Source organism: Leuconostoc kimchii IMSNU 11154 (genome assembly GCF_000092505.1).
Classification (GTDB): domain Bacteria; phylum Bacillota; class Bacilli; order Lactobacillales; family Lactobacillaceae; genus Leuconostoc; species Leuconostoc kimchii.
Genome location: NC_014136.1, coordinates 1,613,283 through 1,628,982, shown reverse-complemented (window position 1 = coordinate 1,628,982; position 15,700 = coordinate 1,613,283). Strand labels below are relative to the sequence as shown.

At 39.5% G+C, this 15,700-nt stretch carries 18 protein-coding genes and 1 other annotated feature; of the genes, 2 read left to right on the top strand and 16 right to left on the bottom strand.

Going from position 1 to position 15,700, the window contains the following annotated elements:
- Window positions 1-54: 54 nt before the first annotated feature.
- The 7 genes from LKI_RS08730 to LKI_RS11025 all read right to left on the bottom strand — a co-directional run bounded on the left by LKI_RS08730 (window position 55) and on the right by LKI_RS11025 (window position 5,381).
- On the bottom strand, window positions 55-909 hold the full coding sequence (locus tag LKI_RS08730; protein ID WP_013103780.1) for an amino acid ABC transporter substrate-binding protein: 855 nt from the start codon (window positions 907-909) through the stop codon (window positions 55-57).
- Complete coding sequence (locus tag LKI_RS08725) at window positions 909-1,547, bottom strand: amino acid ABC transporter ATP-binding protein (protein WP_013103779.1); 639 nt, start codon at window positions 1,545-1,547, stop codon at window positions 909-911. The genes LKI_RS08730 and LKI_RS08725 overlap by 1 nt, the downstream gene beginning before the upstream one ends.
- A 3-nt stretch (window positions 1,548-1,550) precedes the next feature.
- Complete coding sequence (locus tag LKI_RS08720; protein WP_013103778.1) at window positions 1,551-2,192, bottom strand: amino acid ABC transporter permease; 642 nt, start codon at window positions 2,190-2,192, stop codon at window positions 1,551-1,553.
- A gap of 181 nt (window positions 2,193-2,373) precedes the next feature.
- Window positions 2,374-2,596 (bottom strand) — a binding site (T-box leader).
- A gap of 42 nt (window positions 2,597-2,638) precedes the next feature.
- On the bottom strand, window positions 2,639-3,166 hold the full coding sequence (gene mreD / locus LKI_RS08715) for a rod shape-determining protein MreD (protein WP_013103777.1): 528 nt from the start codon (window positions 3,164-3,166) through the stop codon (window positions 2,639-2,641).
- Window positions 3,166-4,023: a rod shape-determining protein MreC gene (gene mreC, locus LKI_RS08710; RefSeq protein WP_013103776.1), complete on the bottom strand. Its 858-nt coding sequence runs from the start codon at window positions 4,021-4,023 to the stop codon at window positions 3,166-3,168. The genes mreD and mreC overlap by 1 nt, the downstream gene beginning before the upstream one ends.
- Window positions 4,024-4,098: 75 nt before the next feature.
- Window positions 4,099-5,106: a rod shape-determining protein gene (locus LKI_RS08705; RefSeq protein WP_013103775.1), complete on the bottom strand. Its 1,008-nt coding sequence runs from the start codon at window positions 5,104-5,106 to the stop codon at window positions 4,099-4,101.
- Between the two features lie 101 nt (window positions 5,107-5,207).
- Window positions 5,208-5,381 (bottom strand): hypothetical protein, encoded by a 174-nt coding sequence (locus LKI_RS11025; protein ID WP_013103774.1) that lies wholly within the window; start codon window positions 5,379-5,381, stop codon window positions 5,208-5,210.
- A 182-nt stretch (window positions 5,382-5,563) separates the two neighbouring features.
- On the opposite strand from LKI_RS11025, the gene LKI_RS08700 reads away from it, so the two are divergent.
- The gene (locus LKI_RS08700; RefSeq protein WP_013103773.1) at window positions 5,564-7,615 is read left to right on the top strand and encodes an ATP-dependent Clp protease ATP-binding subunit; all 2,052 of its coding nucleotides are present in this window, start codon (window positions 5,564-5,566) and stop codon (window positions 7,613-7,615) included.
- Window positions 7,616-7,746: 131 nt separating this feature from the next.
- Entirely contained in the window at window positions 7,747-8,922 is a 1,176-nt protein-coding gene (locus tag LKI_RS08695; protein WP_013103772.1) for a DUF2075 domain-containing protein, read from the top strand.
- 115 nt (window positions 8,923-9,037) lie between these two features.
- On the opposite strand, the gene LKI_RS08690 is transcribed toward LKI_RS08695, so the two are convergent.
- The 9 genes from LKI_RS08690 to hisB form a co-directional block, all read right to left on the bottom strand.
- Window positions 9,038-9,550, bottom strand: coding sequence for a YiiX/YebB-like N1pC/P60 family cysteine hydrolase (locus LKI_RS08690; protein ID WP_013103771.1), 513 nt, complete (start codon window positions 9,548-9,550; stop codon window positions 9,038-9,040).
- A 38-nt stretch (window positions 9,551-9,588) separates the two neighbouring features.
- Window positions 9,589-10,872: an adenylosuccinate synthase gene (locus tag LKI_RS08685; protein WP_013103770.1), complete on the bottom strand. Its 1,284-nt coding sequence runs from the start codon at window positions 10,870-10,872 to the stop codon at window positions 9,589-9,591.
- 306 nt (window positions 10,873-11,178) lie between these two features.
- Window positions 11,179-12,252 (bottom strand): histidinol-phosphate transaminase, encoded by a 1,074-nt coding sequence (gene hisC, locus LKI_RS08680; RefSeq protein ID WP_013103769.1) that lies wholly within the window; start codon window positions 12,250-12,252, stop codon window positions 11,179-11,181.
- Entirely contained in the window at window positions 12,249-12,575 is a 327-nt protein-coding gene (hisE, locus tag LKI_RS08675) for a phosphoribosyl-ATP diphosphatase (protein WP_013103768.1), read from the bottom strand. The genes hisC and hisE overlap by 4 nt, the downstream gene beginning before the upstream one ends.
- Before the next feature lie 22 nt (window positions 12,576-12,597).
- Window positions 12,598-12,999, bottom strand: a complete 402-nt coding sequence (gene hisI, locus LKI_RS08670; RefSeq protein ID WP_013103767.1) for a phosphoribosyl-AMP cyclohydrolase — start codon at window positions 12,997-12,999, stop codon at window positions 12,598-12,600.
- On the bottom strand, window positions 12,996-13,760 hold the full coding sequence (gene hisF / locus LKI_RS08665; RefSeq protein ID WP_013103766.1) for an imidazole glycerol phosphate synthase subunit HisF: 765 nt from the start codon (window positions 13,758-13,760) through the stop codon (window positions 12,996-12,998). The genes hisI and hisF overlap by 4 nt, the downstream gene beginning before the upstream one ends.
- 1 nt (window position 13,761) lies before the next feature.
- Entirely contained in the window at window positions 13,762-14,475 is a 714-nt protein-coding gene (gene hisA, locus LKI_RS08660) for a 1-(5-phosphoribosyl)-5-[(5-phosphoribosylamino)methylideneamino]imidazole-4-carboxamide isomerase (RefSeq protein ID WP_013103765.1), read from the bottom strand.
- Complete coding sequence (gene hisH / locus LKI_RS08655) at window positions 14,472-15,113, bottom strand: imidazole glycerol phosphate synthase subunit HisH (RefSeq protein ID WP_013103764.1); 642 nt, start codon at window positions 15,111-15,113, stop codon at window positions 14,472-14,474. The genes hisA and hisH overlap by 4 nt, the downstream gene beginning before the upstream one ends.
- Window positions 15,113-15,700, bottom strand: coding sequence for an imidazoleglycerol-phosphate dehydratase HisB (gene hisB, locus LKI_RS08650; protein ID WP_013103763.1), 588 nt, complete (start codon window positions 15,698-15,700; stop codon window positions 15,113-15,115). The genes hisH and hisB overlap by 1 nt, the downstream gene beginning before the upstream one ends.

The window sequence follows — 15,700 nt, the reverse complement described above, 5'->3', positions numbered from 1 at the left end:
GCGACAGGTTATTCACTAATTGAATAATCTGTCGCTTTTATTTTAAAACAGGCATTAATTTGAGAACCATTTATTTTCAATTCTGGTCATGCGCCCATCTTTTTTAAACTTATCCAATGTTTTATTGACAGCCTGACGTAACTTGACATCTGACTTACGGAATCCAACTGCAGTCTGATCAACAGCGAAGTCGCCAACTGTAACCGTATAATTCTTAGGATTAGCTTGATGCGCTACATAATAACGTGCATAGTCTTCATCGATTAACAAACCATCAATTCGGCCAGCATTTAGATCAGTGAATGCCTTGTCGAAGGTATCATACCCAATCACTTTTTGATCCTTAACATATTGTTTCAAGACTTTAGGATGTTCATTGAACGTCTCGTCACCACTAGACGCCGTTTGATCTCCCAAAACCTTACCTTGCATATCAGAAAACTGATTAATATTATTTTTCTTTAGTGTAACTAACACTTGTGTTGCTCGGTGATACGTTTTCGAAAATGATACTTGTTTAGCACGCGCAGCAGTTTTCGTATAACCATTCCAAATGGCATCAATATTCCCAGTGTTTAATTCCGTTTCTTTCATAGACCAATCAATTGGCTGCCACTTAACCGTAATACCCATTGACTTGAACACTGCGTTAGCCAAGTCAACATCAAAACCAATAATCTTACCATTTTTGTCACGGAATCCCATTGGTACGAATGTATCATCCAAACCAATTGTAATTTGTTTGTCACGCTTAATGCGCTGCCAGTCATCCGTTTTCGTTGCTTTTTGCGTATTTTGCGCAGTATTTTTAGTGCCTGAATTTAAACTAATCGCTAACCAGCTCACAATACCAACAACGATTAAACCAATAATTGAGTTGACAATAATTTTTTTCTTCATACTTACCATCAGCGCGAAACCTCCGTTGCAAAATCAAAGACACGGTCAGAAACCAATTCAGCAAAAGGATGGTCATGGGTAATAATCATTTGTGTTACCCCTTGTGCTTTCAACGCTTTAACAACCTCAGCTACTTGTTTTGTTGAAGCGTCGTCCAGACCACTTGTAGGTTCATCATAAGCTAAAATTTGTGGATTCATGGCTAATGCCCGCGCAATGGCCACCCGCTGTTTCTGTCCACCTGACAATTGAAAAGGATACAAATCTGCCTTGTCAACCATACCCAACGTCTTAAGAATATCACGAGCTTGCTCTTGAGCTGTTGTTTTATCAATTTTATTAACACTAATTGGTGCTAGTATAATATTATCAAGCACCGTATAGTTAGGGAAAAGATTAAAATCTTGAAAAATCAAACCAACTTTGGCATCAGCACGTGTCCCATTAACTGCGAGTTGCTCGTTATTTAAGATAACTTCGCCACTATCAGCCGTTTCAAGTCCTGCCAATATTTTAATCAACGTGGTTTTACCAATACCAGATGGTCCGACAATACTCAAAACTTCACCATCTAACACAGTTAAATCAAGTGCTTTAAATATTGTGTTACTATTATATTTTTTAGTTAATTTTTTAATTTCTAACATGCGTTATCTCCATATATTCAGGCGTTTCTCACTACGACGCAGTAATACTGTGACGATGGCTGTCATCAGTAAGTAAATTAATCCCACAAGTAGATATGGGACCAATGTCACATCACGACTGGCAGCAATATTTCCTGCTCGTAAAATATCACCCAATCCAATCACATAGACCAACGATGTGTCTTTCACCAGATTAATAACTTCATTACCAAATGATGGCACAACAATTTTAATCACTTGTGGTAATACGATTTTAAAAAAAGTTTGTGTTCGTGTAAATCCAAGAACGCGAGCAGCATCGTATTGACCGCGCGGTACAGATTGTAGACCACCACGGAAGATTTCGGCTAAGTATGCTGCATAGTTTATAATAAACGCGATAACTGCCGCCTCAAAGCGAGGAAAAGTGATGCCCATCATACCTAAACCATAGTAAACAAATATCAGTTGCAACAGTAATGGTGTGCCGCGCATAATCCAAATATAGCCATTAATTAACCAACGGACTGTAAAATATTCTGATTTCATACCAAGGGACACGATAATACCCAGTGGTACAGATCCAATAATTGTTAAAAAGAACACCCCCAGCGTCATTTTCAAACCTGCTAGTAAGTTTGGGGCAATTTCTAGAAAATAGTTCATCATTTACTCCTTTTTAAGCGTTATTAACAACGCTGATTTAATTAAAAAATCCTCTTGCAAATCATATGCAAGAGGATGCGTTAGCATGGTGCCACCTCAGATTTTAATTTTGTTCACACAAAACTACTCTGTCAGTCTTTTATGTTAAAAACGCCAAAACGCCCTCTGAATACGTATGTATTCAGAGGGCGTTTTCCGCGGTTCCACCTCTTATCACATAACCATCACTGATTACGTCTCAATAAGTCAAAAGACTGTATGCGATAACGGGCAACCCCGACATGACCTACTTAACTTCAATCACACACTCGCAGATGTGTTTCATTTAAGATAATCATTTGCTCACACTACCCGCAAACTCTCTGAAGAAAATCTCAAACTACTCTTCTGCTCAACGTTTTTTAATATACCTCTTATTTTAGTCTTTTTTTTTAGTTTGTCAAGAACTATCTCAAAAATTGAAATAAGGACAAAATTGGATAGTAACAAAGCGCGACAATCACAGTGTTTAGAATGACCGTTGGCAATACTTCGAACATAAAAAAAGTCGTCAAACTAACATTTGCAATACCAATTATAAATCCGGCGACATAGGTTACAACTAAAAAGCTAACTAATCCAATCAAGAACACAGATAAACCGCTCAGTAGACGGTCATCTAATACCTTATGACACTGTTTCATTACAGCAACGGCAACAGCAAATGCCAACGTATAGGTACCAAAAATACCTGTATAATACATATCAAACAAGACGCCTATCAAAATGACATATACCCAAAGTGGCACATCAGGTTCTACTTCGAACTGAACACCATAAAACAACCATCCTAATGTGAGGGTTGGTAAAATATACCATGGAAACGCAGTAAAAATACCACCCATACCAGCCATCAAAGAGCCATCAACAAATAGAAGAAAGATCAACACAACTGGATAAACAACACGCAACCGTGTTAACTGCCAAAATGCCATTATTGCGCTCCAATCTCTGATACTGCAACAACGACTGTTGTAATGTTGCCCAAATCGGCAGCTGGTTCAATATTGATGCGTTTCGACAAACCGTAGTCATCTTTAGAAACGCTGGCTACCTTGCCAACATACAATCCAGAAGGAATAACGCCACCTAAACCAGATGTTTCAACAAGATCACCTGATTTAATTTTATTATCAGACGTCACTTGGCCCATAATCAATTGATTTTTCTCACGATTAAAATTCGTGACAATACCATTAACATCACCATTTTCACCCTTAATCGTAATTGCAAATCGATTAGCATCTTCACTGGTATCTGAAATTAACGCCACTTTTGAATTGGTCGTATTCACCTCACTGATTCGCCCGATAATGCCGGCACCCGCCAATACTGGCATGCCTTTTTTAAGACCTGAATTTAATCCTTTATTAATAACAAGTTGTGATTGCCATGTGCTTGGCGAACGACTAATCGTCACAGCAGAAACCGTCTTATAATCAGTGAGTGTGGCTTCGAGTTTGAGTTGCTTTTTAAGTGAAGCATTTTCCTCCTCCACTGTCTGCAACCGAACCTTATCTTGTGCAAACTCATCAATTTTTGATTTCAATGCTTGATTCTCTTCAAACGTATCTAATAAATTGCCAATGCTATTTGCTGTGCGACCGATTGCCGTCGTTGGCACAGAAATAACACGACTAACACCGCCAGCTAAATCATTACCAAAGCGTTGTATAAATGGTGGTTGATTCGTTCGCTTCGCCCACCAGTTAGACCCTGCAATTAACCCCACAATCACAATGCAGGAAATAATAATTGTTACAACGGCGCGTGACGAAAATAGTTTACGCATCTTGTTGTCCCCTTGTTTCAAAAATAAAAGCGTAGCGCAAGCGCTACGCTGGTGTTCGATTATCTTAATTAATGATTAACGTTGTCGCATAACATCAATGGACTTCAACGCTTCACCTGTACCAATTGCTACAGCATCAAGCGGTTCATTAGCAATTAAGACTGGCACCTTTGTTGCCTCTTGTATAATTTTGTCCATATCGCGTAACATAGCACCACCACCTGTCAAGACCATACCATGATCAATGACATCAGCTGCTAACTCCGGTTGCGTCGATTCTAACGTCTCACGTATTGCAACAACAATTTCTTGTACAGGCTCTTGAATAGCTGTCGCCACATCTTCTGCAGTCACGTCAATTGTTTTTGGTAAGCCTGTCAATAAATCGCGGCCTCTGACAGAGGCATCGGGCAAAGTTCTTGCTAATTCTAATGACGCCGCCCCAATCTCAATTTTTAGTCTTTCAGCTGTCGGTTCTCCAATAGTCACATCGTACTTGTTACGTACGAAGTTAGCAATGGCCTCATCTAACTTATCACCAGCAATACGAATTGACCGGCTTGATACAATACCACCTAACGAAATAGTTGCAACATCCGTGGTTCCACCACCCATATCTACAACCATGGAACCAGTTGGATCCATAACAGGTAACCCTGCACCAACTGCAGCAGCAAAGGGCTCTTCAATGACATACGCATCACGAGCACCTGCCACACGGGCAGCGTCAATAACAGCGCGACGCTCAACCGCCGTAACACCGGAGGGCACACCGATGGTCACATAAGGCTTTCCAATACGGCCACCCAATGCTTTTTGCAAATAATAACGAATCATTGCCACTGTCGTGTCATAATCCGCAATAACACCATCACGCATTGGACGGATAGCTGCAATACTGGCGGGTGTTCGACCAAGCATATCTTTAGCTTCAGACCCTACAGCAACAACTTCGTTTGTTTGCGTATTACGTGCCACAACAGACGGCTCACGTAACACAATACCGCGCCCTTCAATATATACATATGTGTTGGCCGTACCAAGATCGATACCGACGTTTCGTTGTCCAAATGAAAATGCCACTATGCTTGCCCCTTTTGTGCTTTCTGTTATCAAAAAATATGCACACCTTATTTTATGCTTAACTTATAGTATTGTAGCATAAAAAGATATGCTTTTGCCGACTAATTTGCACGGACATATTTGACGTGGCCTTGTTTTCCCGCAATACCGCGAATTCGGTTCTGAGATGGGAAATCCCGCCAAATTTTCTGAAAATCTGGAAAAGTCTCTGGTGTGATATCTATTTGATTAATTTTGCCATCACGTAAATCATTTAATTGTTGTTCGTAATCCATTATTAATACCTCATACCTATTATACAACATTTATTTTAGCACTCAATACAAACGAGTGCTAATTTTAATTGCAATTTAATCTTAGGGTGTTATACTTAAGGCATATTAAATAGAAAGGAAAGGTGCAAGGTAACTGAAAGTAGTTTTACTTTTAGTGGTATTATTTTGCACGACTTGATACTATGGCATCACAAGACCCATTTGGATTTAGTAACATTAATTTTGACGAAATGATGCGCGCTATGAACGATCAAATGCAATCCGCGCAAGATAACAGCCAAGCCAATTTTGGCTCACAACAACAAAATAAAAAAGATAAAAATAAGAAACGACCAACATTATTAGAAGAATACGGTATTAATTTAACGCAACAAGCACGTGAAGGCAAACTTGATCCTGTTATTGGCCGTGACTTAGAGGTTGCACGTACAATTGAAATTCTCAATCGTCGTACCAAAAATAATCCAGTTCTAATTGGCGAGCCTGGTGTTGGTAAAACAGCGGTTGTTGAAGGACTTGCTCAAGCAATTGTTGCTAATAAAGTGCCCGAAAAGCTACGTTCTAAGGAAGTCATTCGCTTAGATATGTCTGCTATGGTGCAAGGCACTGCCATGCGTGGTCAGTTTGAAGCACGTATGCGCCAGTTGATGAAAGAAGTTGCCGAGAATGATGATGTGATTCTCTTTATCGATGAGGTACACGAAATTATGGGTGCTGGTAATGCTGAAGGCGGTATGGATGCTGGTAATATTTTAAAACCTGCACTTGCTCGAGGTGAGTTCCAATTAATCGGTGCAACAACATTGAATGAGTACCGAAAAATTGAAAAAGATGGTGCTATTGCACGTCGTTTCCAACCTGTTCAAGTTGAAGAACCATCTAAGGAAGCCACGGTTACAATCCTAAAAGGTATCCAACAACGCTATGAAGCTTATCATCATGTTCGTTTTACAGATGATGCTATTGCTGCAGCAGTTGACTTATCCGACCGCTACATCCCTGAACGATTTTTACCAGATAAGGCGATTGATTTGATTGACGAGGCTGGCTCACGGAAAAACCTAACGATGACAATTACAGACCCTAAGGCAATTCAATCTAAAATAGATACTGCTGATAAACTAAAGCAAGAGGCCATTGACAAGGAAGATTTCGAAAAGGCTAGTTATTGGCGAGATCAAACGAATCAACTTGAATCTCAAAAAGTACAAGTCGAGGCTCATCCTGAAATGTTTAAACCTCAAACCATTACTGAAAAAGATATTTTAAAAATCATCGAAGACAAAACTGATATTCCCGTCGGTGACTTAAAGGATAATGAAGCAAATCAGTTGCAAGAGCTTGACAGCCATTTGTCAGATCATGTCATCGGACAAGAATTAGCTGTTCAAACTGTCGCTAAAGCGATTCGCCGAAATCGTATTGGTTTAACCAAATCTGGTCGTCCAATTGGATCATTCCTCTTTGTTGGACCAACTGGTGTAGGTAAGACAGAATTAGCTAAACAACTTGCCAAAGAAATGTTTGGCAGCAAAGAAGCCTTAATTCGTTTTGACATGTCAGAGTATATGGAAAAACATGCTGTTTCGAAAATGATTGGTGCGCCTGCTGGATATGTTGGTTATGAAGAAGCTGGCCAACTAACCGAACAAGTTCGTCGTCACCCCTACTCATTGATTTTGATTGACGAGGCAGAAAAAGCGCATCCTGATGTTATGAATATGTTTTTACAAATCTTGGATGATGGTCGCCTAACAGATGCACAAGGACATGTTGTCAGCTTTAAAGACACTGTTATTATTATGACATCTAACGCTGGCTCAACAGACACAGGCAACACACCAATGGGATTTAATCAAATTGATTCTCAGAGCCGTCTACTGCAACGCTTGGAAAGTTATTTCCGACCTGAATTTTTGAACCGTTTTGATGACATTATTGAATTCCAACAATTATCAAAAACGCATTTACTATCAATTGTAGACCTTATGATAGCTGACATGAATGTCAACTTGGCTGATAATCATTTAAATGTGCGCGTCAGTGATGCCGCTAAAGCTAAACTGGCCGAATTAGGCTATAATCCAACACTTGGTGCACGACCTCTTCGTCGGGTATTACAAGACAAAATCGCAGATCATCTAGCTGATTATTATTTAGAACATCCAGAAAGTACACAATTATTTGCAGATATTGACAATATCACAAATGACATTGTCATTTCCGAAAATTAGTATGTCAAAGCTTAATTTAAAAAGTGCCACTGGGTGGCATGTGTTTGGTATGAGGCCAAACACATGCCACCCATTTTTACTTTGATGTGTAACATGTTATAGTATAATGTTTATTAATGAGGTAATTTATAATGAACAAAATTTTGGAAGCACAGTTTTTAATTGATCAATTATCTGATGATCAACAACATGTTATCACTCAGTTAAATACTTATATTCATGACAGCTTGCTTAAAAAGCAACATGCTGTTGCGATTATTCAAGGCGCCGCTGGCACTGGGAAATCAGTTGTTCTCATGCAGTTGGTCAAACAATACATGACTGACTCGCAGTACAAAACTGCTCTGGTAGTCAATCATCCTGAACTTTATAAAGCTTATCAGGATATGGCAAAAGACTTTCCCGGACTTAATCCACGTGATATTCGCCGACCAACAGCTCTCATCAACGATGCACAGAAAAACCATCGCAAATACGATGTTATTTTTGTAGATGAGGCCCACTTACTATATTCAAAGTCAGAGCCTTACGCTCATTATCGCGGCAAAAACCAACTCACTGATCTGATGCAATTAGCTAAAATTGTTGTCGTGGTTTATGATTTCAATCAAGTTTTTCAATCTAAAATGTATTGGTCGCAAGAGCTATTATTAAATACAATAGGTGACAATCCATATCAGCAATTTAATATGGACTTTCAATATCGTATGATTGCTAGCGAATCGCAGATTAATTGGCTGGATAATCTTACGGCCCAAAACCCCCTCACACCCTTTCCCAACGATAGTAATTTTGAATTTGAGGTATTTTCAACTGCAGGTGCCCTCTATGAAAAAATAAAATCTAAAAATAAAACAGTTGGCTTAAGCCGTGTCGTAGCAACATCTGGATTTCCAAGAATTAACGGTCGTCATAATGTTGAAATGGATACGTTCTCTTTGCCTTGGGATGAATGGGATCCGCAACGGACACATTGGGCAAAACGTGAATCTTCTATCACTCAGGTAGGGACAATTTACACATTACAAGGCTTCGACTTGAATTATGTTGGCATGATTATTGGCCCATCTTTTGGTTATGATGCTAAAACAGATCATATGACTGTTTTACCAGAAAAATATTCACATAAAGAAATTTTCAAAAAACGTCAAGATTTACAATTCACGCCAGCACAATATCAAGACTTTATCGCTAATGTGTTGAATGTATTAATTAAACGTGGGAAATATGGTTTGTATTTAACTGCGTATGATGATGCATTAAGAGAACGATTAGTTACCTTACAACATGATAATCAGTTGTCTTGAAGAAATAACTGATCACTTATAGTAAAAACATAGGTGCTTTGACATACACAAAAATGCCTGATAGTAAACATACTTACTATCAGGCATTTTTTCATCATCATTCGTGACACATCATTTATAGTACACCAACCAATTGAAACTCATCTAAGTGAGCTAGCTGGCTAGGATTGGTGCCTGGCTTATTTAACGGTACCGCAACACCTAATTTGGCGTAATAATCTTGCCAAAAGTCTGATATTTCTTGCTTCCCATCACCAAATTGCATCGGTTGCTCTTCAATTGTTAATACATCTGCAAATGCCATGACTACTAATTGTGAGCAATAAAATCCTGGGTCATCTGGATAAAACGAAAAATTATAAGGACGTTGGTTAGCCTGTTGCGCGCGCGTAACAACGCCAGCTAGATTTTCAATTGTTGGCCGATAAACATCCGCATGTTCAAACGTTTTTAAAAAGTCACTAAGTGTTTGTGTTACAACCCCAAAACGCGATGTTGCATGAATCACAGTTTTTTCATCAATAACAATTGCCACATGTACATATTCACCAGTTGAAGCAGTTATTGCCTCATCAATATCATGATGCTGACTACGAACAAATAGTAAATCTGAGTTTCTTATTTTCATAAAACAATTGTACCATACACATATTTATACTGGAAAAATCATTGCCAAACTTCACTCAGAAGATGTGTCTCTTCAGGTTTTGGCCCCACCGCAAAGCTCAACAATTCAACTTCGAGCAACTCGGATATACGTTTCAAGTAATTTTGTGCATTGACTGGTAATTGATCAAACGATGTCACGCCAGTGATGTCTTCATCCCATCCTGGAAGCGTTTCACAATTCACATCCAAGCCTTCAAACCACGCGTCTGAGGCTGGAAAATGGTGAATTTCTTCACCCTTATAAGTATATGAGGTTGCAATTTTTAGCTCCTTAAGGCCAGACAATACATCAAGAGAGTTAATTGCCAACTTAGTCAATCCTGAAACCTGTACGGCATGCCTTAAGGCCACAGCGTCTAACCAACCAATACGTCGGGGACGCTTAGTCACAACGCCATATTCATGCCCAACTTCGCGAATATGATCTGCGATGTTATCATGCAATTCAGTTGGAAACGGTCCTTCTCCAACACGTGATGTATAGGCTTTAATAACACCCACAACATCTTGTATTTGCTTAGGTCCTACACCAGCGCCGTTCATGACGCCACCAGCAGTCGGGTTAGAGCTTGTAACATAGGGATATGTCCCGTGATCCACATCTAACATAATGCCTTGAGCACCTTCAAAAACCACGCGTTTCTTATTGGCCATTAATTGGCCTAATAAGTAAGATGTGTCGGTAACATAGGGTGCCAATTGACGACCATATTCAACATAAGTATTATAAATTGTGTCATAATCCAAAGCTTCTTCGCCATATAATTTAGTCAATTGTTTATTTTTAAATGGTAGATAGGATTTAAGTAACTTAGCAAAAACCTCTGGATCAATTAAATCAGCTACACGAATCCCAACACGGGAAATTTTATCTGTATATGCTGGTCCAATTCCCTTTTTTGTTGTACCGATACGATTATTTGAGGCCGATTCAGCAGCTTTATCAAGCGCAATGTGATATGGCATAATCACATGTGCACGGTTTGAAATACGTAAATTTTCAATTGAAATACCTTTTGATTCAACTTCTGCAATTTCTGCTAACAAAGCTTCAGGGTTGACAACCACGCCATTACCAAGAATTGCTAGCTGACCTTTTGTCAAAATACCTGATGGTAAAGCTGATAATTCGAATTTCGTCTCACCATGCCAGATCGTATGCCCTGCATTATTTCCACCTTGATAACGAACGACTGCATCAGCGTTTTCAGCAAAAAAATCAACAATCTTTCCTTTACCTTCATCGCCCCACTGCGAGCCAACAACAATTACACCAGACATATTTTTCTCCTAGTACATTCCCCAGCTGCTTTCAGACGGGATAGGTTTATCGGAGAAAGCCTTGTCGTTAACAACCAACAATGGCCTGTTTGCGCCTATCCGTGAGTGTCCCTCTGTGGACATACATTTTATTTTTTAGTAAAAAACGAACATTAAAAACTCGAAACGTCTTTTACTTATATATTTTACCATATAAAAAAGCAGTAAGGTAGATTAAATCCAGTAGAATATTATCATTCTCACAATAACACGATAATTTTTTCGTAAAATTCTACTCACATGACCATACTGCTTATTGTTTTTAAATTAAGCGTTTTTTAGCTCAAGCAAAACTTGTTGCATGCCACGGTTATCTTCTGGGGTACCTAAAGCAATTCGAAGCCATTCAGCATTTAAGCGATCATTAACCTGATAGCCTTTTGACAACAAACGCGCGCCATATTTTTTTGTATCACCAACTTTAATCCAGATAAAGTTCGTTTGTGACTCATAAAATGTAAATTGATTTTCATATAAAAACGTCTGAAACGCCGTTCTTTCCTCAATTACTTTACGGACAACTTGGTTTAGGTAATCCTGGTCGTCGATAGCAGCTGTACCACCAACAATTTGATAAGTGTTTAAATTATATGGTAAGCGAACTGCTTGCATAACGCCGTACAATGGCTCTTGCATAATGCCATATCCAACACGTAAGTTAGCTAAACCGTACGCTTTAGAAAGTGTGCGCAAAACAACAAGGTTCTCATAGTTATCAACATCTCTAGCAACCGTAGCATCTGGTTCAGCCACAAAATCATAATAAGCTTCATCAACAACCAGCACGACTGACTTTGGTAACTGATCCAAAAAAGTTAAAATATCCGTTCGCTTTTCGAATACTCCAGTTGGATTGTTGGGATTTGCCAACCATACCATCGTTGTTTTGTCATCAACTGCCTCAAGCATAGCATCAAAATCAAGTTGTCCTGTTGCTGGTTGAACAGGTATTTTTTTTGTATCAGCCTGTTCAATTTGAGCGTGCATCGCATATTCACCAAAAGTCGGGTCTGGCACAATAATATTTGATCCTGGGGTTAATACCGTTCGTGTTAATAATTGAATTAACTCATCAGCGCCAACGCCAAATACCAAGCTTTCAGGTGCCACTTGATCATGCTTGGCAACCGCTTCACGTAACGCTGTGGCCTGACCATCTGGATAATAGCCTAGAATATCATCTGGTGTCGCTTTGATTGCCTGTGCTACTTTAGGTGTTGGCCCATAGACAGACTCATTAGCAGATAAACGAGCCAAATGTTGTAACCCATACTTGGCTTTAACTACCTCAGCTGGTAATTCTGCCTGATAAGCAGACATATGTTTAATTGATTCTTTCATTCTTCTACTCTCCAATTCTGACGCTCATGCAGTCGTGATTTTTGACCTTCCCGACTGCCAAGTTCATTTTTGATGTCATCAAGTGAGACACCCTTTTCAACTAATAATACCATTAAATGAAATAATAAATCGGCCGTTTCATAAATTAATTCATCATTCGTGTTTTTTGCGCCAAGAATAACCTCTGTTGACTCTTCTCCAATTTTTTTGAGAATTTTGTCTAATCCCTTTGTATAAAGATAATTTGTGTATGAACTTTCTTCTGGTTGGCTTTTTCGAACTAATGCCTGCTCATACAATGATTCAATCGTTTGTTGTGCCATATTATCATCCCTTTGCTACGCATTACGCCTGTGGAAAATTACCTGTTGTCCACTGATTTGTGATCTGCGCTTGATTATTATTCGTCAATGTGTCGCCAGACACGCTGTTAAAAAAGCAAGAGTATGCCCCTGTGTGACAAGCTTGTCCGTTAGGCATAACCTGAATCAACAATGTGTCCAAATCACAATCCAAAGTCATGGAGACAACACGTTGCGTATGGCCACTCGTTTCGCCTTTATGCCAAAGCGTTGCTCGTTCGCGTGACCAAAACCACGTTTCTCCTGTAGATTTAGTTAACTCATAACTTGCTTCATTCATATAACCCAACATCAAAATAGCACCAGTCGTTGCATCTGTAATAATAGCTGGTAGCAGATGATTTTGAGAATCCTTATTGAAATTTGGTTTTTGTTCCACTGTCATAATCTGACAACCATCCCTTCATGATGTAACCGCTGCTTTAAATTAGGAATAGCAATTTCTCCATAATGAAATACCGAAGCAGCTAAAGCAGCATCAACCCGTCCTGATTTAAATACTGCAACAAAATCCGATAAATCCCCCGCGCCACCACTTGCAACAATTGGCACATTAACGACTTTATTAAGGGCTTGGTACAAAGCGACATCATACCCTTGTTTGGTGCCATCAGTATCCATACTTGTCACAAGCAACTCACCTGCGCCATACTGTATCATCTTCTGCGCCCAACGCGTCGTTTCCAGGTCTGTTGGTTTGGTACCGCCTGAGACATAAACGCGATGCCTATTTGCACGCTCATCCCATTTTGAATCAATCGCACCAACAATCGCTTGTGATCCAAATAATTCAGCACCTTGTCGAATCAGATAGGGGTTTGCAACCGCCGCTGAATTTAAAAATACCTTATCTGCCCCTGCCTTAATAATCGCTCGCATACTTGCTAAATCATTGACGCCCCCACCAGCTGTTAAGGGGATGAAAACGGCTGATGATACACGCTCAATCATATCTATCATCGTGCTACGGCCTTCAAGTGTCGCTGATATGTCTAGGAAAACCAATTCATCTGCGCCAGCATTTTGATAGGCAATTGCTGCATCAACGGGATCGCCAATATCTTTTAAATTAAGAAAATTAATACCTTTTACCACACGACCATTTTTGACATCAAGTGCCGGTACAATGCGTTTTGCTAATGCCATATTATCCCTCCAATCCAGCCAACTGCGTCAATGATATTGTACCTGCCGCTAAAGCTTTGCCAACAATGATATCTTGTATATATACTTGTTTAAGTGCTTTTAGATCACCTATTGTTGCAATGCCACCGCTAGCAATAACGTTAATGTGGCTAAATTGATGCTGTAATTGAGCTAACAGTGCCGTATTTGGTCCACTAAGTGTCCCATCACGCGAGATATCGGTGACAATAAAATTTTCGACGCCGATTGCTATCATGCTTGCCAGCAAGGTTTCAAAGTCGACAGTTGATTGTTCAAGCCAGCCTTCCGTTGCAACTTTGCCATGTTTACCATCAATGCCTACGGCTATTAAATCACCATATTTTTCAACCGCTTGCCGTGCCAAATTAGGATTTTTTAAAGCAACAGAACCTAAAATGACACGGTTAATGCCGGCTTTTGCGTACTGATCAATTTGCGCCAATGTTCTAATGCCACCACCAACCTCAATAAATCCGGTAAATACTTGGCGTATAGCAAGAATGATTTTAAAATTAGACGCTATGCCTGATTTCGCGCCATCCAAATCAACAACATGTAAAGCCTTTAAGCCAGCATGATTTATTTGTTTTGCTTGCTTGATTGGATCAGAATTAATGACAGTCACTGCATTATAATCACCTTTTAATAAACGTACAGATTGACCATCCAATAAATCAATTGCGGGTAGTATCATACGATCACCGCCTTATCTGATACCATATCTGCAAAGGCTTGCCAAACGCGCAACCCGACTTCACCGGATTTTTCTGGATGGAACTGGGCACCAATAATATTATCTTTAATGACAATACTTGGCACTTGCACACCATAATCCACACTAGCCGCAATATATTTTGCATCGGTTTTAACATAATATGAATGAACAAAGTAAGTAAATTCATCTTTAATCCCTTGAGTAAGTGAATTTTCAATGGCAACGTTATTTTGATTCCAACCCATTTGTGGTACTTTAAAGCCTTGTTTTTGCGGCAATGTGACGACTTCACCTGGTATTAGCCCCAGGCCACTTGTTTCACCAAATTCCGTAGACGAGTCAAACAATAATTGCATCCCGAGGCAAACGCCAAGCATTGGTGTCCCATTTGCTGCGGCTTTTTGAAGCGGTATGACAAGGTCATGGGCTTTGATTTTATCCATCGCTGCTCTGTAAGCACCAACACCAGGAATAACAATGCCATCAGCAGCCAAAATTTCATCAGGATCTTTGGTCAATTTTGCTGGCATATTCACATAAGCGATGGCTTTCATAACATTTCGAATATTACCTGCGCCATAATCAATCACGGCAATAAACGGATTTTCTTTTGACATTAAATCACTCCTTTTGTCGAATTAACCCCAATAATTTCAGGATTACGTGTCACAGCTTGACGCATCGTACGCCCCATAGCTTTGAAAATACTTTCGATTTTATGATGTGTATTACGACCATACAAAACAGCAATATGCACATTAGCATGTGCTTGATCTGCAAATCCTTGCCAAAAGTCTTCAACAACCTCTGTTTCAAAGGTGCCCAACACAGGTGCTGTTAATTCAGCTGTAAATACTAAATATGCTCGACCAGATAAATCAACAACTGTTCGTGTCAACGTCTCATCCATCGGTACGAACTGTGCGCCATAACGTTCGATGCTAGATTTATCGCCTAAGGCTTGTGTAAATGCCTCACCTAAGGCAATACCAATATCCTCTGTGGTATGGTGTGAATCAACATGCAAATCTCCGCTGACCTTAACTTGCAGGCCAAATCGACCATGTTTAGCAAATAAAGTGAGCATATGATCCATATAACCAATACCCGTATCGACTGAAATAGGAGTTTGTTCATCAATATTTAAAGTTAATGTGATTTGTGTTTCAAATGTATGCCGTGTAATCGTTGCTGTTCTGGACAT